Source organism: Legionella lansingensis, assembly GCF_900187355.1.
Classification (GTDB): Bacteria; Pseudomonadota; Gammaproteobacteria; order Legionellales; family Legionellaceae; genus Tatlockia; species Tatlockia lansingensis.
The window spans coordinates 2,791,909-2,816,601 of record NZ_LT906451.1 but is presented as its reverse complement, the minus strand read 5'-3'; the positions used below and the strand labels follow the sequence as shown (position 1 = coordinate 2,816,601).

The window sequence follows — 24,693 nt, the reverse complement described above, 5'->3', positions numbered from 1 at the left end:
CTGTTCTGAAACAGGGGTGGGTATCACATGATATTAAGGAGTCTCTATGTGTGGGATCATGGGTGCTACGTCACAACGTGATATCAGTAACGTTTTATTAGAAGGGCTACGTCGTCTCGAATACCGTGGTTATGATTCGGCTGGGATTGCATTAATAGATGACGCGGGAAATTTAAAACGTATAAGAATTCAAGGTAAAGTACAAAGTTTAGCGGATGCGATGCAAGGTTCAGCAATCACAGGGAACGCAGGCATTGCTCACACACGTTGGGCTACTCATGGTAAACCTTGTGAAGAAAATGCTCACCCTCATATGTCTCATGATGAGATTGCTATTGTGCACAATGGCATCATCGAAAATCATGACGTACTGCGAGAGAAATTGGTTGCTGCTGGATACCAGTTTACCTCGGAAACGGATACTGAAGTGGCGGCACATCTTATTCATTTTTATTATCAGCGTCATGAGGATTTACTGCGTTCAGTTCAGGAAGCGGCGCGCGATATGCATGGTGCTTTCGCCATAGGTGTAATTCATCAACAACGCCCAGATGAGATCGTGGCGCTACGCAAAGGTAGTCCTTTGGTTGTTGGTTTGGGAATCAAAGAGCAGTTTATCGCTTCAGATGCCTTAGCTTTACGTTCTTTTGCACAATCGGTTATCTATCTCGAGGAAGGGGATAGTGCTCGGTTAAGTGTTGATAAGGTGGTTTTGTTTAATACAAAAGGTGAAGCGGTTGAGCGAGAAGTACATGCACTTAATGCTGATAGTCAGGCTGTAAGCAAAGGTCCTTATCGCCACTTCATGTTAAAGGAAATTTTTGAACAAGCGAGGGTGCTTAACGATACTTTGGAAGGCCGTATAGCAAGCAAAGATGTTTTAAAAGCGAGTTTCGGAGAAAAGGCTTCTTCTATTTTTGACCAAGTAAAGCAAATACATATTGTTGCTTGTGGAACCAGTTATCATGCTGGATTAGTTGCTCGCTATTGGTTGGAGTCTCTGACAGGTTTACCGACCCAAGTTGAGATCGCAAGTGAGTATCGTTATCGTGATGTGGTGGTGAATGACAATACATTATTTATTACCGTATCACAATCAGGAGAAACGGCCGATACGCTGGCTGCACTGTATAAAGCTAAGAGCATGAATTATTTGGGAAGTTTAGCTATTTGTAATGTGGCGACCAGCACCCTGGTGCGAGAAGCGGATTGTGTCTTTTTAACACGAGCCGGGGTTGAAATAGGCGTAGCATCGACCAAAGCCTTTACCACGCAACTTGCTGCTTTTTTAATGCTTGCAGCAGCGCTTTGTAGAGATGAGCGTGCAGAGAACGTGTTGGCAGAATTAAGAGGGTTGCCAAGTTGTTGTGACCGTGCCTTACAGATGAACAGTGAGATCATGAGCTTGGCTACGTTATTCGTAAACAAGGCGCATACTCTGTTTTTGGGTCGAGGTGTGCAATACCCTGTTGCTTTAGAAGGTGCCTTAAAATTAAAGGAAATATCCTATATCCACGCTGAAGCGTACCCTGCAGGGGAACTTAAGCACGGTCCTCTGGCTCTGGTTGATGAAGATATGCCTGTCATTGCTGTCGCTCCCAATGATGAATTGCTCGACAAATTAAAATCCAATCTACATGAAGTGAGTGCCCGTGGTGGTCAGTTGATCGTTTTTGTCGATGACTCTCAAACCTGGGAACCAAATGGTGCGCATTTAATTCCTGTTCCTGCATGTGGTCAATGGATCGCACCGATTATTTATACCATTCCTTTGCAATTATTATCCTATCATGTCGCTGTTGCTAAAGGGACAGATGTCGATCAACCGCGAAATTTAGCCAAATCGGTGACCGTTGAGTGAAAGATTTTTGGCTTAAAATTTGGCAGGCAGATAACATTCCCTTTCATCAAGATAAAATCAATCCTGATCTCATACAGTACTGGCCTTCTTTAAACCTTTCTCCGGGGGCCAAAGTACTTGTTCCCTTGTGTGGGAAGAGCTTGGATCTTCTTTGGCTGATGCAGCAAGGTTTTCATATTATAGGCATTGAGTTAAGCGAGTTAGCCGTTCAGTGTTTCGCCTCAGAAAACAACTTACCTATGACAAAGAGACTGGATCAAGGTTTTATCTGTTATTCAGCGCCATCGATTTCTATTTGGGTAGAGGACATCTTTAATTTAAATAGGGACTTTATTGGTCAGGTCGATGCTATTTACGATCGAGCGGCATTGATTGCAATACCTGCAAAATTGCGTCCGCGCTACATAAAAACTTGCCTTCAGTGGCTGGCACCGCAAGGAAAAATCCTCTTAAAAACGTTGACTTATGAAGAGAAACAGATGGAGGGTCCTCCTTTCAGCGTTGACGATGCAGAAGTAAAAGCACTATACAGTAGTTGCCAGGAGCTACAATGTATTAAGGAAACTAGTCGTGAAGTTGACAAGAGTGATCCTCTATACGCTCGCGGGTTAAAGCAAAGCACGGACAAGGTGTGGTTGATTAGATATTGAATTATAAAATGATTGGTGTTAGCACCATAAAATTACCCTAAAGTTCGCAAAACGAAAGGCAATCAGTATATAATGTTTTGGTTTTTTCTACATGTTTTACGGGGATGTGAATGACTCAAGAGATATTGGCGGCAGCGACCATCATTGCTCAGGAGCTTAGGGTTAAGGTTTCGCAAGTAGAAACAGCTATTCGTTTGCTGGATGAAGGAGCAACCGTTCCCTTTATCGCACGTTACCGCAAAGAAGCAACTGAAGGGCTGGACGATACTCAATTGCGACAATTGGCTGAGCGATTACTCTATATTCGTGAACTGAATGAGCGCCGGGTCGTTGTTTTAGAATCAATTCGTGAACAAGGAAAATTAACCCCGGAACTGGAACAGCTTATTCTTGCTGCAGATACAAAAACCCGTCTCGAGGATTTATACCTTCCTTATAAACCTAAGCGTCGTACGAAAGCACAACTCGCCAAAGAAGCGGGTTTGGAGCCTTTAGCTTTAGCCTTGTGGCAGGATCATTCTTTAGTCCCTGAATCCTATGCAACCCAGTTTTTAAATCCCGAAGCGGGTGTTGCGGATGTCAAATCGGCTCTTGAAGGTGCTCGTCAAATCCTCATGGAAAAATTTGCTGAGGATGCTGAATTAATTAATGAGTTGCGTGAATATTTATGGCAAAACGCCGTGTTGAAATCTGTTGTGGGCAATGATAAGAAAGCAGCGGGTAGCAAATTTGCTGATTATTTCGACTACGCAGAACCCATTAAAAAAATTCCATCCCATCGTGCCTTAGCATTATTTCGTGGACGTCGCGAAAATATTTTACAACTTAGCTTGGTTCCTCCCGATGCTGAATATGGAGAGAAACGAATCGCGTCTTATTTTAATATCACGGATGCAAAAGCTCCTGCCGATGAATGGCTGTTGGATACAGTTCGGATGACCTGGAAAGTTAAATTATTTACTAAACTTGAACTAGAATTATTTACCCGTTTGCGCGAAATAGCGGATGAAGAAGCGATCAATGTTTTCGCGCGTAATCTGCGTGATTTATTGCTTGCGGCACCAGCTGGACATCAGGTGACTATTGGTCTTGATCCAGGCATTCGTACCGGAGTAAAAGTCGTTGTTGTTGATGCTACTGGTAAGCTACTTGATTATACAACTATTTTTCCTTTTGCGCCGCAAAATGAATGGCATCAGGCCATTGGTGAACTCGCCAAGCTTGTGGCAAGGTATAACGTTAGTTTAATTAGTATTGGCAATGGGACTGGTTCACGAGAAACAGAGCGTTTGGTTTCTGATATGATAAAGATGTATCCCGATCTGAAACTGATTAAAATCGTTGTGAATGAAGCTGGGGCTTCGGTTTATTCTGCTTCTGAATTGGCAGCACATGAATTCCCGGATCTTGATGTTTCATTACGTGGTGCAGTTTCCATTGCGAGACGGTTACAGGATCCTTTGGCTGAGTTAGTAAAAATTGAACCAAAATCAATTGGTGTCGGCCAATATCAGCATGATGTCAATCAAGCACGTTTGGCTCGCTCCTTGGAGGGTGTGGTTGAAGATTGTGTGAATGCTGTTGGTGTGGATGTTAATACGGCTTCAGTCCCCCTATTGACCCGCGTCTCTGGTTTAAATGAGACGCTTGCTCGTAACTTAGTGCAGTACCGTGATGAGCAAGGACCTTTCCGAAATCGTGAACAGCTGAAAAATGTTGCCCGTATGGGAGAAAAATCCTTTCAACAAGCCGCTGGCTTTTTACGTATCATGAATGGTGATAATCCCTTAGATGCTTCTTGTGTTCATCCTGAGGCTTATCCACTCGTGGAAAAAATGTTAGCGGATCAAAATGTGGATATTCGTCAAGCCATTGGCAATCACGAGTTATTACAAAGTGTCAACGCTGAACGTTATTTGGACGCAACATATGGGTTGCCCACTATCCGTGATGTTTTGCGAGAGTTGGAGAAACCAGGGCGTGATCCTCGTCCAGAATTTAAAACAGCCAATTTTAAAGAAGGTGTTGAAGATATCAGCCATTTAGAGGAAGGCATGATTCTGGAAGGGGTAGTTTCTAATGTGACCAATTTTGGTGCCTTTGTTGATATTGGTGTGCATCAAGACGGTTTAGTACATATTTCGGCCATGACCAATCGTTTTATTAGCGATCCTCATGCTATTGTTAAAGCAGGAGATATTGTTCGTGTAAAAGTAATCGAAGTGGATAAAGAGCGACGTCGTATTGGTCTTAGTATGAAATTGACTGAAGAGAAAGCGCCAGCAATACAAAAGAAAACCGCTAAACCGCAGATGGCAAAGAAGGCACAACAGCAATTGAAAAAGCAAGAATCCGTCAAAGCTAACCTGAAGAAAACGCCTGAACCGAAGAGAACTGTTTTCAATACGGCCATGGCTGATGCCCTAGCAAAATTAAAGCGTGGCTCTTAATGATGACTAAACCACGTGGGGAAATAACCATCCAAACACTAGCCATGCCTGCAGACACCAATGCAAACGGTGATATTTTTGGTGGATGGCTTGTTTCGCAAATGGATTTAGCAGCCGGGGTTTTAGCAAAAAAGATAGCCTTGGGTAGAGTGGCTACCGTTGCAATCCATAGCATGACTTTTCTAAAACCCGTTCACGTAGGGGATATTGTTAGTTGTCATGTGGAGCTGATTAAACGAGGTACAACGTCAATGACCATAGCTGTCGAAGTGTGGGCAGAACCTGCTACCACTGGTGGCCGTTTTAAAGTTACAGAGGGTACCTTCATTTTTGTTGCCCTCGATAAAGAAGGCAGACCAAGAAAGGTACCCGAATAAGCATGACCGCTGATCTTGAAAACTTAAAACAGTGGCTAGAGGATATGGCTATTTTAATCACGCAGAGCGCAGAGCCAGATCCACAGCACTACACCCCTTTTCTGCAAGAGCCAGATCTTGCATTGCGTCTTGTTGATCTGATTGATGCGCTTGATGACAGTGAAGTAGATACTGAGCGTGCTTATTATTCCGCATGTGTGCTTGCTTTAGATATTTGCGTAGCACAGTTACAAGCGGCTGTAGAGAGTGGTAATAAGTTAGCTGGAAAAACACTTAACCAGTTGATGCTCAGCATGGCTCAAGCTATCAATAAAGGTCAGCATTCCTTGAGCTTTTGGTTGCCTGTTTTGAATGCATTTTATGAAGTACATGTTGATCTGGCTCCCGAACTTAAAGACGCCTACCTCAATTTAACAGAGCAAGAAGGCGAGTTAACATCCGAGGAAGAAATCGATCATTTAAATGCTATTCGCGAGATGATTAAAGATTTATCCGATCTTACCGTCTTTGATATTGCCGAGAATTTCTTTGCTCAAAGTTATGCCATGCCTTCCGATTTCTTTGTTGACTTAATTATTGACTTATACAGTATAGAGGAAGGCCAAGATATCGCCTTATTGACTCTGTTACACCCGAAGAAAGAAGTCCGTGATGTGGTGGTTGCAACGTTTGAACGGCTAATCAAGACCATCATGCTAAGTCCGATTTCGCTTTCTCGTTTGCAAGTCATCAAAAATTGGTATCCTGAGGCTTATCATGAGCAATTTGAACATTGGATTAAAATCCAACGTATGAAAGGGGTGATTTTTAGTACAGAAGAGTTGGTCCCTAAAATAAAAATTAAGGCCAGCGAAGTAGATGGGAGCGGAGTGCAAGGCATCTTTATTCATGTAAAAAAGGACAGAAAAAATTATTTATGTGGCTTGTTATTCAAGTATGAATTTGGAATAAAGGATGCTTGGATTACGCCAGCAATCCCGGCGAATGATGTGCCAAAATACTACAATGAGGCCTTTGATGACAGCGTGAGTTTACGCGACGTGGAGCCTTCTTATTTGCTTATGATGACCGGGCATTTTTTAGCATTGATGATAGAACGAGGGGAAATGCCGGATTTACACCTACTACAAATTCAAGAATTACTAGGTTGGCACTTTTTACCGCATCTTATTGATATTCCTTATCTGCTTGAACAATTAAGTGTACAAATTACGCCCTTCACTCCGGAAGCAATGCAATCGTCGTTTAAACGCTCCAAATCATGGCCGAAAAGCAAACACTTTACCGAGTCTTGGTATGTTGAGAATCCTCGTATCGATAAATTGGTGAATCGTTGTTGTACTATTGTTGAAGGGATAAAGGTTTGCGCAATGGAGGAAGCCACTAAGCTTGTTTTTGCGCAGGAATTAGAAACTCAACGAGATAAATGGTTGTTTCATTTTTTATGGGTCGCTTTATGGGTAAAATCCAAAGCCCGTAAAAATGAAAAAATCTGGCAAGATAGTCTTTTCATCGCTTATGCCATCCATACTGGACTCCCTCTGGTGGATATTCCCATCATGCACGAAATCTGTCATCAAACCGTGGTCAATAGTATTGAAACAATGAATGAGCGACGAACATATTTGCATAAAGAATAAAAATTTTTACTTGTGGATAACTTTGCTCTCAAAATTTATATCTGCAAAAAAAGGGCGCAAAATTTCGTGTAATTTATTGATAAATAATAAAAATTCATAAAAAGTGGATGGCTGATTTAATCCACAAAATCTGTGGATAAGATTGTGGGTTCTAGCATGAATTCCTGAAAAAACTGAGGCTTATATGGCTGTACTTATTTATGCCAAAAAATAGGAGCTTAAAATACAGCCGAGAGGATTGCATTCCACTTGGTTGCTATTTATGATGACAACCTTCTTTTGATATTGCTCGAAGCTAGACTCTGAATAACCATGTTAGATAATATTGCTACCTTTTTTCTTCTTTTTAGTAAGCCTTTCATTGTTGTCCCTTTGCTGACTATAGGTTTGCTTTGGATCGATCGTGAGTTTTTTTATCAAGCTGCAACATTAGTTTTAATCAGTATTATTATTAATGTGGCTTTGAAAGTGACGTTTAAAATCCCTTTATCTCCCTCTATTGGAAAGGATTGGTATGCTTTTCCAAGTGGTCATATGCAAACGACTACCGTTTTGTATGGTTGGTTTGCTTATAAAATTCCTATTTCTGTACTAAGAGGTCTAATCGTAATTCTTCTAATTGGAGTTGGCTTCGGCTTGATCCATTTTGGCTACCATAATATTTATGATGTGTTGGGGGCACTTTTTTTTGCGGCTTTAATCATTGGCTTATACCAATATCTATATTCGCGGTTGCCCAAAGCGCTGCCTTACATTCTTGCCAGTCTGGCTATTATCCTCATGATTTACATCCAACTTACTTATCATAAGATTCCTACTCATGCCTGGGGAGCTTTTTATTCTTTGCTGGGGTTAATATTGGCAGATAAACTATTTAATAGAGGGAATATGCCGCTTTCTTTCTATCAAAAACTAGCAGGTTCAATCCTATGTTTTATCATATTCTTACTTGTTTATTTTCTTTTTCAAATAAAAACCTTAAGCAATTTACCCCCTTATCTATATCAATCACAATGGATAATACTGGCTTTTAGCATCGCAAAACTCAGCCTTGGTAAAAAGTGGAAGTGAGGGCGTTACTTATCAGGTAACGGTTCGGGCTTCTTAATGGGCTCTACATCTGGTGGTTGCTCAGGTTGTATTTCAGGTTCTTCTATGGGCTCAGTCTCTGGAAGGTCGGATGGCATAGGCTCATCAGGCGAAGGGAGCGGGGGTTCTTCAAAAGGTGGGGTTGGAATCTCTTGCGCATTGTAATGCGTTTGCTGGTTTAACATACCTATCAATTGCAATAGAGCGATTTTAATTTCTACCAACTCTTGGGCGATGCGATTTAATTCAAAACTTGCTTGTACCGTTTCCTTTGAGACTTCCATTTCTAACTCCAGTTTTGTACCGTTTAAATTTGAGAGTGGGAAAGTAGGGAATAGCCTCCATCAATTCATAGTACTTTCCAACAGAGCTTACATTTGAAAAAAATTACACACTTAATTTAAACTTAACACAGAAGGGGTAGTTGTCAATTTTGCTTTGATTAAATCATTTTGAGAAACATTAATCACATTTTTAGGTCAATAGATTAAATTTTGGAGCATATCAACTTCAGAAATACCCCACAGGACGATTCAGGGTACTTTTCTATATTTGAAATAATTTTACGCATTTAAAATATTATAAAGTCCCTATGCTCTTTAATATGACAATATAAGTATACTATCCAATTTGGAGATATTAATATGTCTTGGTCTAAGTCTAGCGGCGGATTTAAATTGCCGACACAGATGATTAAGGAAAAAGAAGAGAAAGCAAAAAAAGAAAGTCAATCTCTCTCTGACTTAAGGTTTATGCAACAACAGGTAAACGAGGACTTCCGTACTTGTATAGATGTTGTAAAGAAACTGCATGGAGCAATATCCGGAGAGCTTTGGGTATATCATTCTACTTCATCATCTCGAATTTATGAAGCTGAGCTTGATTCTACCTCAGATTACGGTATCCATGACCTGCGAGAGCCGTCTGAAAATGGCGGGATAGCTATCGTTGTTGATACGAGTAATAAAGAACTCTGTAACAAATTAGAGAAAGCAGGCTTCAAGCTGTATAAAAAAGATTGGGCTGCTGGGGAGGCAGGTAGGGCTGTATATCTTATATCTCCATGGACAAAAGATGTTAGCATGAAAAAAATTGAAGCTTTACCGGAACTTCTTCTAGGATCAGCAAAATCTATGGAACATCGATGATATGAGATTCTATGAGCGAGCCCTACTCCCTGTGGTAAGTTTGTTCATTTTTAATAAAGGGATCTCAGTTTATTTAGCAATAAAAGAGATTGTTCCTGTCGCTTCCAAATAAGCGGCTGCAATTTTTTTAGGATCATCTGTATTCATCTTGGTACGCATTTCTGTGAGGATATCTGCCTTAGTGAGGTGATATTTTTTTAATTGCGAGGTCAATATCTCCCCATCTTTAATAATTAAACGGGCCTTCCCCTTTAAAAGATAATCCAACGATCTAAAATGAAAGGTGATAATAGCAATCCACCGATGAAAAATAACTAAACTTGCTGCTGCCACCACTGTGGAGATAAAGCTGGCATTGCCATTAATACCTCGACTCAATAATCCCCCTAAGATCACCAACAATAAATAATCAAAAGCTGTGTGTAAATGATAACGACGGTTCCCAAAACGAATGAGAATAATGCTAAGAGAGAAAAGTAAAAAAGAACGAATGATTACATATATAATGTCTTGATTATTATTAATATTTGCAAAAAAATCCATTGCTTACCCAAATCAAATTAATTCCTATCTTTTCTCATCCTACAGTTGAATTATAACCAGGCCAAGCTGGTGAGTCGAGGGCAATCGCCATTATAGTTAATTATATCTATCTGCCGTCATTGCTTCACTTCGTTCGCAATGACGGCGAATTGTTTTAATTTTATTGTTATGCGTTTGCCCTGGGTGGTCAAGTTTAAGCTTGGAATTCTTAGGATTTTTTCTTTTTGGCGGTTTTATTGTCTTTTGTAGTCGCATAGGCTTTAACAGCTTTGTTCTTGATGCTTTCTTTGAGTAAGCTCATAAAATCAATAACATCATCAGATTTTTTGGTAATGATCTTGCTTTTCTTGCTGGTTGTATGTTCTTTTGCGCTGGTTTTACTTTTTATCCATTTCATTAAAGCCTCACGATATTCATCGTGATATTTTTCAGGGTTCCATTTACCTGTCATGTCATTCACAAGGGTAATGGCCAAGTCCAGCTCGCGTTCAGTAATTCGATATGATTTTAGATTACCTGTAGGCAATTGAAATTCATCAGGTTTGCGTATTTCTTGTTGAAAACGAATTAAGTTTAACACCAAAGTGTCTTCATAAGGCATGATAATGGCTAGATATTGCTTGGTGCGAATGACTACTTTTGCCACGCCTACTTTCTTTGTTTTTTTCAGGGCTTCACGTAATAGAACATAGGCTTTTTGGTTTGCGCTGTTGGGGATGGCATAATAGGGCCGTTCGAAATAGAGATGACTAATTTCCTCGATATTGACGAATTCTTCGATATCAATTGTCTTGTATGCTTCCGGGGCTGCGCGTTCAAAATCTTCATCTTTTAGGATAACGTAATTATCTTTTTTGAACTCATAGGCTTTTACCACGTCTTCCCAGGGAACTTCTTTTCCTGTTTCGGTATTAATTCGCTCATAGTGAATACGGGATTTATCACGTGAATCAAGTAAGTGAAAACGAAGTTCATTTTTCTTTTCCACGGTGTGTAAATTGATGGGAATGGCTACGAGGCCAAACGAAATATATCCTTTCCACACTGGTCTTGCCATAAGATTTCCTTATTACTCCAACGTCATATTTAATTATAGAAAATGAATGGACCTGCCGGACTTTTTTTGGTGGGGTTGTCATTTATCATCTATACTTAAAAATAGGCCATAGGCCATATGTTAAAGGACTTAATATGTGAGCCTGGTAAATATTGCTTTTATTATTATCGCAGCAGTGGCCGTTTCGGTTTGAGGTTTAAATATTTACCACTAGAAAAATTGACTCCTGTTAATCCTTCCTATAACGCTGCTGTTTTGGTAAACATTTAGTGTTTACCAGTCTAAAAGACCATTTAGAAAATGAGCCTTAATAGCTGTTCTAAATGGAGCCTCAAATGGGTTTCATTGTTTGTTACACTCGATGGAGTGAGGAATATAAGTTATGGACAGATTCATGCGATTAAAAGCCACAATAATTCTTGTGTGCAGCGGCCTCGCCTTTAGTGCATTTGCCCAAACGAATGGGTATACAAGTACAACAAGTACCCAATCAACGGCAACTGTTCCTGCGGATCAGGCCCCAGCAGACACAACCCAATTGCCTGCAAACCAAAGCGCAACTCAACCGGGTTCGACCGACGAGATGAATACAACCACAGGTCAAACCACTCAATCAAGTGACGCTACGCTTCTTTCGGCAGTGCAATCTGCTTTAGGGTCTTATGCGGATAAGATTAATGTGACTGTGAATAATGGCGTTGTTTATCTTTCAGGACAATTAGACTCTGATACTGATTATGAAAAAGTAGTTACTTTGGCACAATCAATTCAGGGAGTCGGAGATATTAATGTTGATAAACTAACTGTAAAAGATAGTCAAAGTCCTTTGAATGACACCTTTCTAACAGCAAAAATTAAAGGTGCTCTTATCCAAGCCGATCTGATGGGTAAAGATCTTCCTTCTTGGTCCTTAGGTGTTGAGACGAAAGATGGACAAGTATACTTGTCTGGTCAAGTCGCTTCTGCAGAAGAAAAACAAGCGATCTTGAATGTGGTCAAATCAGTTAAAGGCATTGGCAAAATAAACGATAAAATGGAAGTTGCTGGAGCAAATGCTGCAACAGCTGGAGATAGTAGTACTATAGCAGACTAGCTAGGCAATTTTTTTAGAGATATACTCCTTGCCTCATATACTTTATATGGCCAATTTCCGGGTGCATGAGGCAACGGGAGGGGGTATATTTTTAAGGTAAACTATGTGGCAAAAGGAACAACGTCGTTTATTAATTCTCTCAAGCTTAGGTGGCGTTTTAGAGTTCTATGATTTTATTATTTTTGCCATCTTTGCAGGTTATATCTCTAACGCTTTTTTCCCAGCAGCAAGTGAACTTTCTGGCTTATTTATTACTTTTGCAACGTTTGCAATTGGTTATTTGGTCAGACCTTTAGGTGGTGTGATTTTTGGCCATTTTGGTGATCGTGTGGGTCGTAAGGCTACCTTTACCATCTCAATTCTCATGATGGCCGTTGCTACTCTAGGTATAGGGATTATGCCAACCTATGCAGTAATTGGCATCACAGCCCCTATTTTGGTTATTATTTTGCGCATCATTCAAGGCCTATCCGTTGGTGGAGAAATTCCAGGTGCAATCACCTATGTAAGTGAAATGTTTCCTCAGCATAAGGGCTTTGCTTGTGGCATCATCTTTTGTGCTCTCACCTGCGGTATTGTGTTAGGCTCCGTCGCGAATGCTGCTATCTCAAGCCTGCTCTCGCATAGTGCAATGCAATCGTTTGGTTGGAGAATACCTTTTCTTCTTGGTGGTATTTTTGGTTTACTCAGTTATTTATTGCGTAGAGGATTGCATGAGTCCTCTCAATTCCTTGCTATTGAAAATTCCACTGAGAAATTTCCAATTATCCAGGTATTTAAGCAAGAATTTTGGGGGGTTATAGGGAGCGCTTTGATGGTGGCTCTTTGTGCGGTGATTATTACGGCCCTCTTTTTATTTACTCCAGCCTATTTCACGGAGGTCTTGCATTTACCTGCCAACAGTTATATTTGGGAATGTGCATTGGCGATTACTGCAGGTTCAGTGATGTGCATTTTTTTTGGTTATATAACGGACGTTATTAACCATAAGACATTAGTCCTCACTTTGATAGTAACGACTGCTGTACTTGCCTATCCTATTTTTATCATTTATGTCTATTATCCAAAGCTCCATATGATTTCATTTTTTGCAAGTTCACTATTAATGGGTCTGTCGGCAGGCACAATTCCCGGCTTGTTGAGTGAGGTATTCCCAACAAAAATTCGCTATTCAGGTGTTGCTGTTAGCTATAACATCGGTTTTGCTATTTTCGGTGGTTTGACGCCATTTACATCGCTATCTCTGATTTACTACAGCGGGTGGCTAACAAGCCCAGCATTGTATTTGATAATGGTTTCCTGCTTGGCAACGCTGTCATTAGGGCTGATTAGGCATAAACAAGATGCTGCCGTTACCAAGGCGATAACCACAGATATACACACGAATCTTTAATATTGATTCTTGATCACAATCGACATCCAAATCTGACTTTTCCTCCAGTCATTGCTATTTGTGCTTAAGAGATAAATCGTTAATGGAGGGTATGTGCTTACTCAACCAATTCAGCATCCAGTGTTGGGTTGATTCAGAACCAACATCGATGCTTTGCATGCATACAAATGCAATATTTCTCTTTTTAGTCACTTGCGAGAGCCTGCTTTGAATTTTATTCAAAGAATGACAAGCAGGATTTACTGTAATAGCCTGCAGATTATTGTCAAGAAGAACGTTGTTGCTGTGGATTTCTAAATGCATTGCTAGAGATATGGTCCAAAATTGCTCTAGATCCCGTAGTCGGTAAGTTACATTCTTTGACAGTAAGTTAGGATACTTAGCGAAGAAATTTTCTAACGTTTTTTTCCTAAGGAAGAATGGACAATGGGGTAAATGAAAGAAACGTTTATTATAACCAACTAATTTAGCACTTTTTTCCTGTATATGCCGGTGTTCATTCACTATGGGGCTGTGCCCATGTTGAGAAAATAAATTCTTTAATCTGTTTCGCCATTTTCTTTCAGTATGAATCTTCCATTCCCCTCGTAGAACGATTTTATTATTATGAATAAAGTCTTCTTTTCTAACAGGTGAGACAAGAAAACAATCATCATTTAAATAAATAAAATGATCGGAAAGATTTGGAATTCGCCAGATAAGTGACTCAATAGTTAAACTGTTAAATGTGGGCAAAGCCTCTTCAAAGTGCAAAAATATTGTCTTATGATCAATCACTTGGATTTTTTCAGCATAGGGAGACCCCCCTAAGTCATTGACTATGAGAGGAATTTGGTTATCAGTAACAATGTATATTGTTCTAATCCATGGCGCAAAATAAAGCAGAGAGCGCACGCAGTAATGTATTTCTCCATGTTGATTAAAACGGGTGGAGGCGATGTTTGTGTTATCTATTCCCCCTAAGTAACTTTCAAGTTTATGTCGATGAACAGGATCATAGCCATCAACCCATGTAATAACAGCATCCACCGGCTCATGCATATTAATGACCTTTCCTCTTGCTCTCAAAAAAAAGAGGATATTGCCAGAGTTTTTAGTCGTTAACTACCTGAACTTGAGGCTCAGAGGGGAAGAAGACTTTTTTAAAACGTTGGTGGGCATGGATGCCCACCATCGAGGCGCATGGATGGTTTGGCCGCTTTTAAAAAAGTCTTCTTCCCCTCTGAGCCTGGTCTCGATCTCGAAAAACATCATCTAGCCAGTAGTATATGATACTTGCCAGCCTCTGTAGTAGCTTAATACGAGGAAGATTTTCCTGCTATAGTTTAAAAAAATAACAGGAGCTTCTTCTATGTGTCGCTTTGTTGCTTATCTTGGTCATGAGGCCATATTGGCTGATGTTTTGGTGAAACCAGCAAATTCAATTGTTATGCAAAGCTTGCATGCACGTGAATCTTCCATGCCAACGAATGGTGATGGTTTTGGTTTAGGGTGGTACACGCCATCCATTAGTCCTGAGCCAGCACTCTTCACTTCTATTTCACCGGCGTGGAATGACAGAAATTTGTTGCATCTAACGGCTAAAATCAAGTCTCCTTGTTTTTTTGCGCATGTAAGAGCTGCAGGCGCTGGGGGTGTCACCAGTTATAACTGCCATCCTTTCATCCATGGTTCTTGGATGTTAATGCATAATGGTGATATAGCCGATTTTGTTCTCGTCAAACGTCATTTAAGGCATTTACTAGATGATGATATTTACTATTGGATTAAGGGGGAAACGGATTCTGAGCATTTGTTCGCCTTGTTTTTACAATTAGCTAAAGGTAAAGATTTAAGCCAATTAACGGTTGTTGCTGATATCCTAGAAGAGACTTTTGCGCAAATTCTAGAATTAGTGAAATATTTTGGTGCGCATGATGCCTCTTTCTTTAATGTTTGCTTAACGGATGGTGAGCGATTGGTTGCTAGCCGCTACACAAATCATAAAAAGGCTAAGCCTGAATCTCTGCATTACTATAGGGGGAGCTGTTTCATGACCCCTTGTCATGAGACCGCTACGCCAGAGGGTGTGCATGAATGTGTTTTAATCGCTTCTGAAAAACTGACTAATCCCAGCACCGATTGGGAAGATGTGCCTGCCAACCATCTATTGTTGGTTGATAGAGGATGGAATCTCCAATTGCGTCCGCTTGGATAATAGAGGCATGACAGAGAATAATCGCTGTGCTCTGGCCCTGGGATTATTCCGTTTCTTGGTGCATTTCATAAAATTCTTCCCACTCGAAATCAATGTAATCTTCAAGTAGTTTTTTGATTTCGTTTTGTGCCCCTTTTTTTGTCGGATATTCCGTATGAAATTTTTGTGGTGGACTGCCTCCTCTTGCTGTAGATCGTACTACGTAACCATCCGCTTTATATAATTTAGGATCCTCACTCGAGGATATAACGTTATAAGTAACTTTAAAGCCTTTATAGACATATTGAGTCATGTGACCGTCCTGTTTAAATTATAAATTTGTCCTTGGATCATAAATAAACAAAAGTCCTTTTTTAATTACTATAGCTCATATTGGCAGAATCGCTGGGCAGGAATGTCAACAGGCCCTTAATCATTTCTCCGATTTGAAAAAAAGCCCACTATTTCCTATTCTTTGTAAACTTGTCCGAAAAATAAAAGGAATAAGCGATTGGATGCGTAAAGAGAGAACCATGATTTCTATTTTCGGGGATGAAAAATGATAAAAATTAGTCGCAAGGAGTTTTTAGCATTTGCTTTGATACCGGATATATCCAATGCAAAAGAAGTAGGATGGTTTAAATCCAATGAAAAGGCTGACAAATTAGGCATTATTATCCAAATCAATTCTAATCATAAGTATGATTATCTTATTTATGAGAAGGATAATACGGCAGCCTACATTCTCTATCCTAATGAGCATGATTTTTCATCAATTGATTATGATAAAGTCTATCATGAGCTCGAACGTGAAATGGCCTAGTATTTTGTCTTTTTTAAAAAATTCTCAAACTCTTTAGAGATGAGGGGTTTGCAAAAATAAAACCCTTGAGCTTCAGTGCACTGATGATTTTCTAAAAAATCAATCTGTTCTTTCGATACCACACCCTCTGCTACGACTTCTAAATTGAGATTTTTAGCTAAAGCAATAATAGCCTGGACGAGGATCTCATCGGCTTGATTTAGACGAATATGATCAATATAAGATTGATCAATTTTAACCCTATCAATGGGGAAGGATTTAAGATGATTCAAGATAGTATAACCAGAACCAAAATCATCCAGGGCAAGATGAATTCCCATTTGTTTCAAATCGCAAAAAATTGCAGCAGCTTCTGTATTATGCAGAATAACTTTTTCGGTAACCTCTAATTCAAGATACTCAGGATCTAGATGGGTTTCTTTCAATATATTGCGAACAAATTTAGTAAAATTAGGCTGCTTCAATTGTTTTGATGCAATGTTAACTGCAACACGAATTTTAGGTAGACCGAGTTCCTGCCACTTCTTATTCTGTGAGCAAGCCTCTCTTAGTACCCATTCACCAATGGGGATGATGAGGCCTGTTTCTTCCACCAATGGCATAAAATTTATCGGAAGGATAATTCCTTTTGTGGGGTGACGCCATCGAATTAGGGCTTCAACTGAAATTAGCCTTTGTGTGGCGACATCCAGTTGAGGTTGGTAGCACAAGAAAAATTCTTGATTCTCAAAGGCTTTATACAATTCGGATTCCAACTCCATGCGCGCAGCACTCTTTTTACCAAGACTATAAGTATAAAATTGAAATTGGTTTCCTCCTTGTTCTTTGGCACGATACATTGCAATATCAGCATTACGTAATAACTCATTAATTGTTTGTCCATCATGAGGAAACGTGGCAATGCCCGCACTGGCGGTAATGAGTATCTGATGAGAGCTAACATTGAATGGCTCTGTAAACACTGCCAGCAATTTTTTTGCTATTTTCCCTGCGTGGGTTTCATCTTTTAATGACTTTAATACGGCCACAAATTCATCACCCCCGAGCCTTGCTAAGGTATCTTCTTCACGCATAACGTGACGAATGCGTTCTACAACATCTTTTAATAGTTTATCGCCAGCCGTATGGCTAAAACTGTCGTTAATTAATTTAAATCGATCGATATCTAAAAATAAAACACAAAAATTACTCTTATTACGTTTTGCATGGGAGATTAATTGAGCTAACCGGTCGGTTAACAGAACACGATTGGGTAATTCTGTAAGTGAATCATGGGTTGCTTGATATTGCAGCTGCTCCTCTAATAATGCTCGCTTGGTGATGTCACGGAAACACCAGATACGGCCACAAATTTTTTTGTTAAGCTTGTAAGGTTGTGTGTAAATATCAAGAATACGTGAGTCCTTGCACTTTAGTGTCGTCGTTTTTGTCGTATTTTTTAGATGAGTCATTTTTTCAGTTAATTTTAAAAAATGTTCTGATTTTTCTAACCTTTCCGCAATATATTCAAGAACAAGTCCGGCTTTTTGTGTATTCATAAGCCTATTTGGAACCTTAAACATATTCACAAGATTTGCATTAAAATCAATGATTTCCTCATTATTGTTCATAACTAAAATGCCATCTGCTGAGGATTCAAGTGTTCCACGGGTCACTGAAAGTGATTCTTGTAAAGATTGCGTTCGCTCTTTAACTTGTTGCTCTAGCAGCTGGGTATATTCTCGATTTTGTTGCAACAACTGCCATTTTTTGGTCAGAGCACAGGATAGTTGCCTTACAGCAATGCTATCGAAAGGTTTCTTGAGTATTAGCAAATTTTCTCTTTGCCCTAAATGTTGAATGGTTTCTTCCCAACTGTAATCAGAGTAAGCGGTGCAAATGACGATTTGAATATTAGGGTCGATTTCCCAAATTTTTTTGGCTGTCTCAATACCATCCCAACCAGGCGGCATTCTGATATCCACGAAAGCTAGAGCGTAAGGATCGTTTTCTTGTACGGCTTGTGAGATTTTCTCTACCCCTTCTTGCCCTTGTGTTGCTGTAACAAGCCTAAAAGCTGGTAGAGTAGGTTCTTGGTTTTTTTTTCCTAGCACTTTCTGTTCAAAATTGGCCAATTCTAGATCATCTGACGAGTTTTTGGTCGTCAATATTTTAATAAAATCCGAATGAATTGCAGGATTATCATCAATAATGAGGATTTTCACGTTTTTCGTAGCTGCTCTCATTAACATATCTCCGCTTAGCTTGCTTCAAAGGCAACGTCAAAATAAATTCTGCACCATAACCTCTACCTTGGCTCTTCATTTGCAAACTTCCGCCTAACTCTTTTGCTGCAAGGGCACTAGCGTGCAACCCAAAACCATGCCCAAAAGGTTTAGTAGTAAAACCAAAACTAAAAATTTGATCTCGATGTTCTTCTTTTATGCCGATGCCGTTGTCCTGAACGGTAATGGTTACGCCTTGGTTTAGAGGTTGTTCTTCAACAATGAAGCGAATCCATTTATCTTTGGAGGTTGCTTGTTGACCAGATAGAGCGTCATTTGCATTCTGAATCAAATTAATCAAGATTTGTAGTAATTTGGCTTTATCTGTAGTGATAAAGACAGGATCTTTAATCTCTAATCGAACGTTGATGTCTTTTTTATCTAAGGAGGCTTTGCACATGGTAATTGCGGTTTCAATTGCTTCGGAGAGAAGTATTTTTTCTACGACACCTGATATGCCACTCATCGTTTCCTGCATAGCGACCACATCTGCAATATGGTTAATTTGCTCTCGCAAGCAACGTACTTCCTTGGTGATGTTCTCATAGTGATGATTAATTTTTCTTATTAATGCCATAAGGTAGTCAGGTACCATTTTTCCTTTTATATCTTCAGTTAGGAAGTGAGCTAAGTTCGCTTGATGATCTTTGAGTATCGTGGAGACGGTGGTTAGATCATGGATGTAGGGTTGGTTTGTATTTTCTTTAATCATATCAAGAGAAACATTAACGCTGTTGAGTACATTACCAATATTATGAAGAATGGATGTGGCTAGATCGGCCATCCCCGCACGTCTTGCGATGCTCAGCAACTGGGAATTTAACTCACAGGTTTGTAAGTAATCTTGGTAGTGTTTGTAGGCTGCGGTAGTACGCGCGATGAGTTCCTCAGGTGTAAAAGGCTTGGCCAAGTAATCATCAGCCCCCACCTCCAAACTGCTCACAACAGCATCATCTCCTGCTTTAGCAGTGATTAAAATAATCGGAACATGAGCTGTTTCAGCCCGGTTTTTAAGGATTTTAGTTAACTCATAACCATCTATGAGTGGCATCATAATGTCAGATATGATGACATGAGGCTTATATTGTTCAATGGCCGCTAGAGCAAGTTTTCCATTCTCGGCTGTAATAACTTCAAATTTGTCTTTAAGTAGAGAAATGATATAGGCTTGCATGTCAATATTGTCATCAACAACAACAAGCCTGGGTAAACAGACTTCTTGGGTCGGCTGTTTTGGAGGTATTTTTTTTCTATGATTAAGACTCAATCCTTTCTTGAAGTATTCTCGGCTCGAACTTGGCGTGTTAGGCGTCTTGTTCTTTGCAAATGGCGTCGAAGCAAAACGTTTAGGCAAGCTGACAGTAAATGAGGTACCTTTATTGAGCTCACTTTTTACAGAAATCTCTCCTTGCATTAAATCCAGGAATTGTTTGACCACGGTCAATCCGATGCCTGTGCCCTCATAAGCCCTTGTAGTAGACGAGTCAACTTGATGAAAGCGTTGAAAGATGAGAGGGAGTTGCTCTTCGGGAATACCAGGACCTGTGTCTGAGACTCGTAATGAAATTGTATTAGGCAACTCGGTTAATTCCACTGTCACCGTCCCTTCGGCGGGGGTAAATTTTAGAGCGTTTGATAGTAAGTTAAAGATAATTTTCTCCAGCTTTTCCCCATCAAGGAGGATATTTTTTAATTTCTTAGCAGGTTTGAATTGCAGCTTGATTTTATGTTCACACGCCAAATCTTGAGTATCGTTGACTAATTGGGAAACAAGAGCATTTAAATCCAAGGGTTCTTCGTGGCGTGTAAATTTGCCTGCTTCAAGTTTAGAAAAATCAAGAATATTGTTAACCAGTATGTAAAGCCTCGCGGCATTTCTTTGCATGCGTTCTAAATTTTCTTCGACGTGCTGAGGAAGTTCATCAGCATTATTGGCTAAAATGGTTTTTAGTGGACCCAGTATAAGAGTTAAAGGCGTGCGTAGCTCATGACTGATCGTGGATATAAAATCAGACTTGAGTTGATCAAGTTCTAATAAACGAGCATTTTTCTGGCGTACTTCTAGCAAAGAGCGGCGGGCTGTATCAAGAACAAAGTTAACCAGCATGGTTAGCTTTTGCATGCTTTCATTTTGAGTATCGACCTTGATGGTAAAATCGAAATCACCCTTTACAGCTAAGCACAGTTCATCAGCCATCGCTTCAATGCTTTTTTGTATTTGAGATAGGGTTTTATAGGGCATGCCAGTTCCTCAATTTGGTCCACTGCACGTGGATTTCACACTCATCATCTCCTAATTTTAGACATTTTTTTTCTTCTATTTGGGCTTCATCGTGATAATAGTTGATTACCCAATTGGCTAATGCTTTGTATAAACTACATAATTTGTTGGGTGAGCGATAATGGGTGATTAGTTTTTTAGGCGATTTTTCCACTCTAAATTTGTCATTGATCGCTTGCCGTGTGCTGGCGTCGGCATTACTGGTTGCAAAGCAATTATGAATGACGGGTTGTATGGATAGAAACTCATAAGAATTATTGGACATCTGGAACCAGGTTGGGAACCTTTGGATTGCATCCTTGCCAAAATAATCAGCATAAGCTGTTACTACCTCTTCTTCGTTCAATTGTAATAATTCATGGGCTGCTGCATACAATCGCTGCCATTCTTCATCCGAATATACGAGATTCATCTGGAAGGATTTATCTAAAGGAATACGGGCTAACTGTTTTAATTTTTTTACACCTTCTTCTCCTTTTATGTCCTTGATCATGGCAAATAAAATTTTTTGTATAAGTCCTACCATTATTATTCCTTTTTAAATCGCTAGTCTTTTAAGTATAAGTCTATTTGCAATAATTAGTCGCTGTCGCGAAATGACTGAAATACACCTTCTTTGTAATTACGTCATCCTCCGCGAAAGCTGGGGAGCATTGGCAAGGCTCTTCTGGACCCTCCGCTTTCGCGGAGGGTGACGATAAGTGTGTCAAATTTAATTTTGCGACACGACTAATTAGATGAGCACATAATAGATGAAGTGGTAAAGTACAGGAGATATTCTTTACTTCTCTAGTAGAGAAACCTTTGATTAGGTATAGTTATATTCTTAACTTAATCAGTATCTGCTTCATATGGATTTTGCATTTAATCTGCTGATCATCATCGCTGATCAACTTATGCTTTTTTTCATTAATATGCTCGTGGCAAGGAATGCGGGTGAGACATTATTTGGTGATTTTACTGTTGCAACCAATGCTTTGTTCTTAATCGCCACAGTGATGACGTTTGGTATTGATTCGATTTTAGCTTATTACGTCCCCAAATTTTATGTTAAGAAACAATACGATGAAATTGTTGCTCTAACCGTATCCGTCAAAGATTTTCTGAAACCCATTTATCTTACTCTGCTTTTGAGTGGTATATTGTTGAGTCTGGCCATCATCGCCTTAAGTTTTGCTCTGGAAGATTTGCGGCTTTTTGAGATCAGTCACCCTTTAGCATTGTTTCTTTGGGGGGCTATAGCCATTTCTCTTTATTATATCTACCTACAGTTTTTGCGTGCTGTAGATTACATGCGAACCGCTGTCCTCTTAAGCTTAATGCAGACCATTTTTTATTTTCTATTGAGTTTGTTTGCTTATTTTTACCTCTATGCTGTGTTGTTTCATGACGATCCCGTCTATTTTCCTCATATTATGTTAATTGCCTTCATCTTAAGCTACATCATTTTGTTGCTCATAATGCTGGTTATCCAACAAAAAACAAAACTTCAGGTATATTTAAACCTAAGCGCCACTGCGATGCCAGGAAGCACTGTGGACCTGTGGAAGGAAAAAATCTATGGCTATACTTTGCAAAATTTAAATAAATATATCTTTACTGCTATCCCTCTAATGGTCATTGAATTGTTAGGGCATGGTGATCATGTGGTAGGCTTATTTTCAGCTGTGGTATCTATTATTTCTTTGGCCTTCATTGCGATTAGCCCCATTGGTATTTTAATCGGACCAGACATCTCTGCTGCTTTTGCTCAAGGTAGGGAAAAATTATTACAAACCATGAAAAAATACTTATTGATTTGCGTAGGTGTTGCTTGTTTCATTGTATTGATTATAGGTATTTTTGCTAAACAAATTCTATTATTGTACAAGTCAAATTTTATTGATGCTCTTCCGTATACCTATATCTGTCTAATCAATGTTCTAACGTTTGCTATGTCCATGCCTTTATCCAAGATGATCCAATATTCGCAACGGGGCAGTGAGGTAGGCGCCAAGTTAGCGATATCACTTTTGCTATTCCAAATTGTTGCCTGTCTTATCCTCATTCCCTGGCTAAACTTAGTGGGGGCAATCATTTGCTATGTTGGCATTAACATTGTTTATAATGCCGTGATGGTTGTCCTGGCTTTAAGAATTTATTATAGGGGCCCTTTTGAGAATAATGACGTTGTCTAGGGGCCCTAGTTGCTTTGTTCCAACAACTCTTTTGCATGTGAGCGCGTTTGTTCGGTGATTGTTAAACCCCCTAACATGCGCGCTATTTCAGTGATTTTTTCCTCAGCTCTCAAGCCAATGATACGCGAGTAAGTTTGGTAATTATCACTGTGTTTCTCGACAACAAAATGATGATGAGCGCAGGACGCAACCTGTGGTTGATGCGTAACGCAGAAAACCTGCAGGCGATTACCTAACTTACGAAGTAGCTGTCCAACAAGCGCAGCTGTCGCTCCTCCTATCCCTACATCCACTTCATCAAAAAGGAGTGTAGGAGTGGTGCCCTGCTGTGCGGTGATCATTTGAATAGCAAGACTTATTCTTGAGAGTTCACCGCCAGAGACAATTTTTATCAAACTGTCTGGTTCTAGTCCAGGGTTGGTGCAAACTTTGTATTCTATCTTGTCTAGACCATGGGGATGCATTTTTTCAAGAGCGGTGATCTCAATTTCTACACGCCCCTTCGGCATCCCGAGTTGTTGAATAATGGCTGTGATTTCCGCGGCTAATTTTGTAGCGTGTAATTGCCGAGAAGCTCGTAGTTTTTCAGCGAGTACTCCAAAGTGTTTGACCTGAATTTGATATTCTTTCTTAAGTTCCTCGATGCGATCTTCAGAATGTTTTAATTGTTCCAATTCTGCTTGCAGCTTTTCCAGGTAGGCTGGCAAAAGTTTGGCATCAACATGATATTTGCGCGCCAGTTGATGTAGCATGCTCATTCGTGCTTCAACTTCTTGCAAGCGCTCGGGGTCTAATTGCACTTGTTCTGAAAATTGTTTTACTTCATCCATGGCCTCTTCGCACTGGATAAGCGCATTGTTAATCAATTCCTTGCTATTTTTGATGCTTGCATGATCCTGGGGGAGTGCTTGTAAGCGTTGCAGAATCTGATTGAGACCGTAACAGATGTTAAATTCATCATCGTCATTTAACAGATGAGTAATTTGTTGCGCATGTTGCAAATAATCCTGGGCATGATGCAGTAATTGGTGCTCATCGTGTAGTGTTTCCACTTCACCATCTTGAAGATTCACTGCTAGTAATTCATCGATTTGGAATTGTAATAGATCAACCTTATCGGAGTGGTTCTCTTGAACATGGAACAGTTCAAGTTCCTGTTTTATCTGCTGGCATTTCCTATACTGTTGTTGAATCTCATGACGAAATTCAAAATGGCCTGCGTAGCGGTCGAGTTGCTCTCTATGTGTGGCATGTTGCATTAACGTTTGGTGTTGATGCTGACCATGAATATGGACGAGCATCTCACTTAATTCCTTAACCTTCTGCAGTGGAAAAGGGTGGCCGTTGATATAAGATTTAGAGCGTCCCTCAATGTAAAGGACACGGCGTAAGATGACATTGCCATCCTCGACGTGCAAGTCGTTGTCAAGAAGCCATTGTGCTGGTTCAGAATCTTTCTCAACTTGGAAGCCAGCACTAATATCGCATTTTTCTTCACCTGCGCGAATGACTGAAGCATCGGCTCGTTCACCTAGAGCTAGCATAAGGGCATCGATCATAATTGATTTGCCCGCCCCGGTTTCTCCTGTGAAAGCAGTCATTCCCCCGGAAAAATCAAGTTCTAAATGCTTGACGATGGCAAAATTTTCAATGCGCAAGGTAGTGAGCATG

21 protein-coding genes are annotated in these 24,693 nt (G+C 39.9%); 12 read left to right on the top strand and 9 right to left on the bottom strand.

The window, feature by feature from the left end:
* Positions 1 to 46 precede the first annotated feature (46 nt).
* From glmS to CKV79_RS12780, 6 genes are all read left to right on the top strand, one after another.
* Entirely contained in the window at positions 47 to 1,861 is a 1,815-nt protein-coding gene (gene glmS / locus CKV79_RS12805; protein WP_028372791.1) for a glutamine--fructose-6-phosphate transaminase (isomerizing), read from the top strand.
* A complete protein-coding gene (locus CKV79_RS12800; protein ID WP_028372790.1) occupies positions 1,858 to 2,511 on the top strand; it encodes a thiopurine S-methyltransferase in 654 nt (217 codons plus the stop codon). The genes glmS and CKV79_RS12800 overlap by 4 nt, the downstream gene beginning before the upstream one ends.
* 110 nt (positions 2,512 to 2,621) lie before the next feature.
* Positions 2,622 to 4,961: a Tex family protein gene (locus CKV79_RS12795; RefSeq protein WP_028372789.1), complete on the top strand. Its 2,340-nt coding sequence runs from the start codon at positions 2,622 to 2,624 to the stop codon at positions 4,959 to 4,961.
* A gap of 2 nt (positions 4,962 to 4,963) precedes the next feature.
* Complete coding sequence (gene yciA / locus CKV79_RS12790) at positions 4,964 to 5,338, top strand: acyl-CoA thioester hydrolase YciA (RefSeq protein ID WP_028372788.1); 375 nt, start codon at positions 4,964 to 4,966, stop codon at positions 5,336 to 5,338.
* Between the two features lie 2 nt (positions 5,339 to 5,340).
* Positions 5,341 to 6,978: a hypothetical protein gene (locus tag CKV79_RS12785; RefSeq protein WP_028372787.1), complete on the top strand. Its 1,638-nt coding sequence runs from the start codon at positions 5,341 to 5,343 to the stop codon at positions 6,976 to 6,978.
* 312 nt (positions 6,979 to 7,290) lie between these two features.
* Positions 7,291 to 8,049, top strand: coding sequence for a phosphatase PAP2 family protein (locus tag CKV79_RS12780; protein WP_028372786.1), 759 nt, complete (start codon positions 7,291 to 7,293; stop codon positions 8,047 to 8,049).
* Positions 8,050 to 8,054: 5 nt separating this feature from the next.
* Here CKV79_RS12780 and CKV79_RS12775 read toward each other — a convergent pair whose 3' ends face one another.
* A complete protein-coding gene (locus tag CKV79_RS12775) occupies positions 8,055 to 8,351 on the bottom strand; it encodes a hypothetical protein (RefSeq protein WP_028372785.1) in 297 nt (98 codons plus the stop codon).
* 360 nt (positions 8,352 to 8,711) lie between these two features.
* Here CKV79_RS12775 and CKV79_RS12770 point away from each other — a divergent pair, with 360 nt between their 5' ends.
* Positions 8,712 to 9,215 (top strand): hypothetical protein, encoded by a 504-nt coding sequence (locus CKV79_RS12770; RefSeq protein ID WP_028372784.1) that lies wholly within the window; start codon positions 8,712 to 8,714, stop codon positions 9,213 to 9,215.
* A 69-nt stretch (positions 9,216 to 9,284) separates the two neighbouring features.
* On the opposite strand, the gene CKV79_RS12765 is transcribed toward CKV79_RS12770, so the two are convergent.
* Positions 9,285 to 9,758 carry a DUF421 domain-containing protein gene (locus CKV79_RS12765; protein WP_035915169.1) on the bottom strand — a complete coding sequence of 158 codons (474 nt, stop codon included), beginning with the start codon at positions 9,756 to 9,758 and terminating at the stop codon, positions 9,285 to 9,287.
* Between the two features lie 208 nt (positions 9,759 to 9,966).
* Positions 9,967 to 10,815 carry a non-homologous end joining protein Ku gene (ku, locus tag CKV79_RS12760; RefSeq protein ID WP_051546109.1) on the bottom strand — a complete coding sequence of 283 codons (849 nt, stop codon included), beginning with the start codon at positions 10,813 to 10,815 and terminating at the stop codon, positions 9,967 to 9,969.
* 382 nt (positions 10,816 to 11,197) lie between these two features.
* Here ku and CKV79_RS12755 point away from each other — a divergent pair, with 382 nt between their 5' ends.
* Positions 11,198 to 11,908, top strand: a complete 711-nt coding sequence (locus CKV79_RS12755; protein ID WP_081778043.1) for a BON domain-containing protein — start codon at positions 11,198 to 11,200, stop codon at positions 11,906 to 11,908.
* Between the two features lie 103 nt (positions 11,909 to 12,011).
* The gene (locus tag CKV79_RS12750; RefSeq protein ID WP_051546108.1) at positions 12,012 to 13,301 is read left to right on the top strand and encodes an MFS transporter; all 1,290 of its coding nucleotides are present in this window, start codon (positions 12,012 to 12,014) and stop codon (positions 13,299 to 13,301) included.
* Between the two features lie 54 nt (positions 13,302 to 13,355).
* Here CKV79_RS12750 and CKV79_RS12745 read toward each other — a convergent pair whose 3' ends face one another.
* Positions 13,356 to 14,342, bottom strand: coding sequence for a stealth family protein (locus CKV79_RS12745; RefSeq protein ID WP_035915166.1), 987 nt, complete (start codon positions 14,340 to 14,342; stop codon positions 13,356 to 13,358).
* Between the two features lie 310 nt (positions 14,343 to 14,652).
* On the opposite strand from CKV79_RS12745, the gene CKV79_RS12735 reads away from it, so the two are divergent.
* Positions 14,653 to 15,498, top strand: a complete 846-nt coding sequence (locus tag CKV79_RS12735) for a class II glutamine amidotransferase (protein ID WP_028372780.1) — start codon at positions 14,653 to 14,655, stop codon at positions 15,496 to 15,498.
* Positions 15,499 to 15,541: 43 nt separating this feature from the next.
* Here the strand turns inward: CKV79_RS12735 and CKV79_RS12730 are convergent, their stop codons facing one another.
* The gene (locus CKV79_RS12730; protein ID WP_028372779.1) at positions 15,542 to 15,790 is read right to left on the bottom strand and encodes a hypothetical protein; all 249 of its coding nucleotides are present in this window, start codon (positions 15,788 to 15,790) and stop codon (positions 15,542 to 15,544) included.
* Positions 15,791 to 16,036: 246 nt separating this feature from the next.
* On the opposite strand from CKV79_RS12730, the gene CKV79_RS12725 reads away from it, so the two are divergent.
* Entirely contained in the window at positions 16,037 to 16,300 is a 264-nt protein-coding gene (locus tag CKV79_RS12725) for a hypothetical protein (protein ID WP_028372778.1), read from the top strand.
* On the opposite strand, the gene CKV79_RS12720 is transcribed toward CKV79_RS12725, so the two are convergent.
* From CKV79_RS12720 to CKV79_RS12710, 3 genes are read right to left on the bottom strand one after another with little or no spacing between them, the layout of a single operon-like run.
* Positions 16,297 to 18,525: an EAL domain-containing protein gene (locus CKV79_RS12720; RefSeq protein WP_035915160.1), complete on the bottom strand. Its 2,229-nt coding sequence runs from the start codon at positions 18,523 to 18,525 to the stop codon at positions 16,297 to 16,299. The two genes, CKV79_RS12725 and CKV79_RS12720, sit on opposite strands and share 4 nt — an antisense overlap.
* Positions 18,485 to 20,806 (bottom strand): ATP-binding protein, encoded by a 2,322-nt coding sequence (locus CKV79_RS12715; RefSeq protein ID WP_051546107.1) that lies wholly within the window; start codon positions 20,804 to 20,806, stop codon positions 18,485 to 18,487. The genes CKV79_RS12720 and CKV79_RS12715 overlap by 41 nt, the downstream gene beginning before the upstream one ends.
* Positions 20,796 to 21,371 carry a heme NO-binding domain-containing protein gene (locus tag CKV79_RS12710; protein ID WP_028372776.1) on the bottom strand — a complete coding sequence of 192 codons (576 nt, stop codon included), beginning with the start codon at positions 21,369 to 21,371 and terminating at the stop codon, positions 20,796 to 20,798. The genes CKV79_RS12715 and CKV79_RS12710 overlap by 11 nt, the downstream gene beginning before the upstream one ends.
* 325 nt (positions 21,372 to 21,696) lie before the next feature.
* Here CKV79_RS12710 and CKV79_RS12705 point away from each other — a divergent pair, with 325 nt between their 5' ends.
* Positions 21,697 to 23,022 carry a lipopolysaccharide biosynthesis protein gene (locus CKV79_RS12705; RefSeq protein WP_028372775.1) on the top strand — a complete coding sequence of 442 codons (1,326 nt, stop codon included), beginning with the start codon at positions 21,697 to 21,699 and terminating at the stop codon, positions 23,020 to 23,022.
* Positions 23,023 to 23,027: 5 nt separating this feature from the next.
* Here the strand turns inward: CKV79_RS12705 and recN are convergent, their stop codons facing one another.
* On the bottom strand, positions 23,028 to 24,692 hold the full coding sequence (gene recN / locus CKV79_RS12700) for a DNA repair protein RecN (protein ID WP_028372774.1): 1,665 nt from the start codon (positions 24,690 to 24,692) through the stop codon (positions 23,028 to 23,030).
* Between the last annotated feature and the right edge of the window lies 1 nt (position 24,693).

Coding starts and splice junctions, on each gene's coding strand:
- glmS (WP_028372791.1), top strand. CDS start 47: ATGTGTGGGATCATGGGTGCTACGTCACAACGTGATATCAGTAACGTT.
- CKV79_RS12795 (WP_028372789.1), top strand. CDS start 2,622: ATGACTCAAGAGATATTGGCGGCAGCGACCATCATTGCTCAGGAGCTT.
- yciA (WP_028372788.1), top strand. CDS start 4,964: ATGACTAAACCACGTGGGGAAATAACCATCCAAACACTAGCCATGCCT.
- CKV79_RS12785 (WP_028372787.1), top strand. CDS start 5,341: ATGACCGCTGATCTTGAAAACTTAAAACAGTGGCTAGAGGATATGGCT.
- CKV79_RS12780 (WP_028372786.1), top strand. CDS start 7,291: ATGTTAGATAATATTGCTACCTTTTTTCTTCTTTTTAGTAAGCCTTTC.
- CKV79_RS12775 (WP_028372785.1), bottom strand. CDS start 8,351: ATGGAAGTCTCAAAGGAAACGGTACAAGCAAGTTTTGAATTAAATCGC.
- CKV79_RS12770 (WP_028372784.1), top strand. CDS start 8,712: ATGTCTTGGTCTAAGTCTAGCGGCGGATTTAAATTGCCGACACAGATG.
- CKV79_RS12765 (WP_035915169.1), bottom strand. CDS start 9,758: ATGGATTTTTTTGCAAATATTAATAATAATCAAGACATTATATATGTA.
- ku (WP_051546109.1), bottom strand. CDS start 10,815: ATGGCAAGACCAGTGTGGAAAGGATATATTTCGTTTGGCCTCGTAGCC.
- CKV79_RS12755 (WP_081778043.1), top strand. CDS start 11,198: ATGGACAGATTCATGCGATTAAAAGCCACAATAATTCTTGTGTGCAGC.
- CKV79_RS12750 (WP_051546108.1), top strand. CDS start 12,012: ATGTGGCAAAAGGAACAACGTCGTTTATTAATTCTCTCAAGCTTAGGT.
- CKV79_RS12745 (WP_035915166.1), bottom strand. CDS start 14,342: ATGCATGAGCCGGTGGATGCTGTTATTACATGGGTTGATGGCTATGAT.
- CKV79_RS12735 (WP_028372780.1), top strand. CDS start 14,653: ATGTGTCGCTTTGTTGCTTATCTTGGTCATGAGGCCATATTGGCTGAT.
- CKV79_RS12730 (WP_028372779.1), bottom strand. CDS start 15,790: ATGACTCAATATGTCTATAAAGGCTTTAAAGTTACTTATAACGTTATA.
- CKV79_RS12725 (WP_028372778.1), top strand. CDS start 16,037: ATGATAAAAATTAGTCGCAAGGAGTTTTTAGCATTTGCTTTGATACCG.
- CKV79_RS12720 (WP_035915160.1), bottom strand. CDS start 18,525: ATGAGAGCAGCTACGAAAAACGTGAAAATCCTCATTATTGATGATAAT.
- CKV79_RS12715 (WP_051546107.1), bottom strand. CDS start 20,806: ATGCCCTATAAAACCCTATCTCAAATACAAAAAAGCATTGAAGCGATG.
- CKV79_RS12710 (WP_028372776.1), bottom strand. CDS start 21,371: ATGGTAGGACTTATACAAAAAATTTTATTTGCCATGATCAAGGACATA.
- CKV79_RS12705 (WP_028372775.1), top strand. CDS start 21,697: ATGGATTTTGCATTTAATCTGCTGATCATCATCGCTGATCAACTTATG.
- recN (WP_028372774.1), bottom strand. CDS start 24,692: ATGCTCACTACCTTGCGCATTGAAAATTTTGCCATCGTCAAGCATTTA.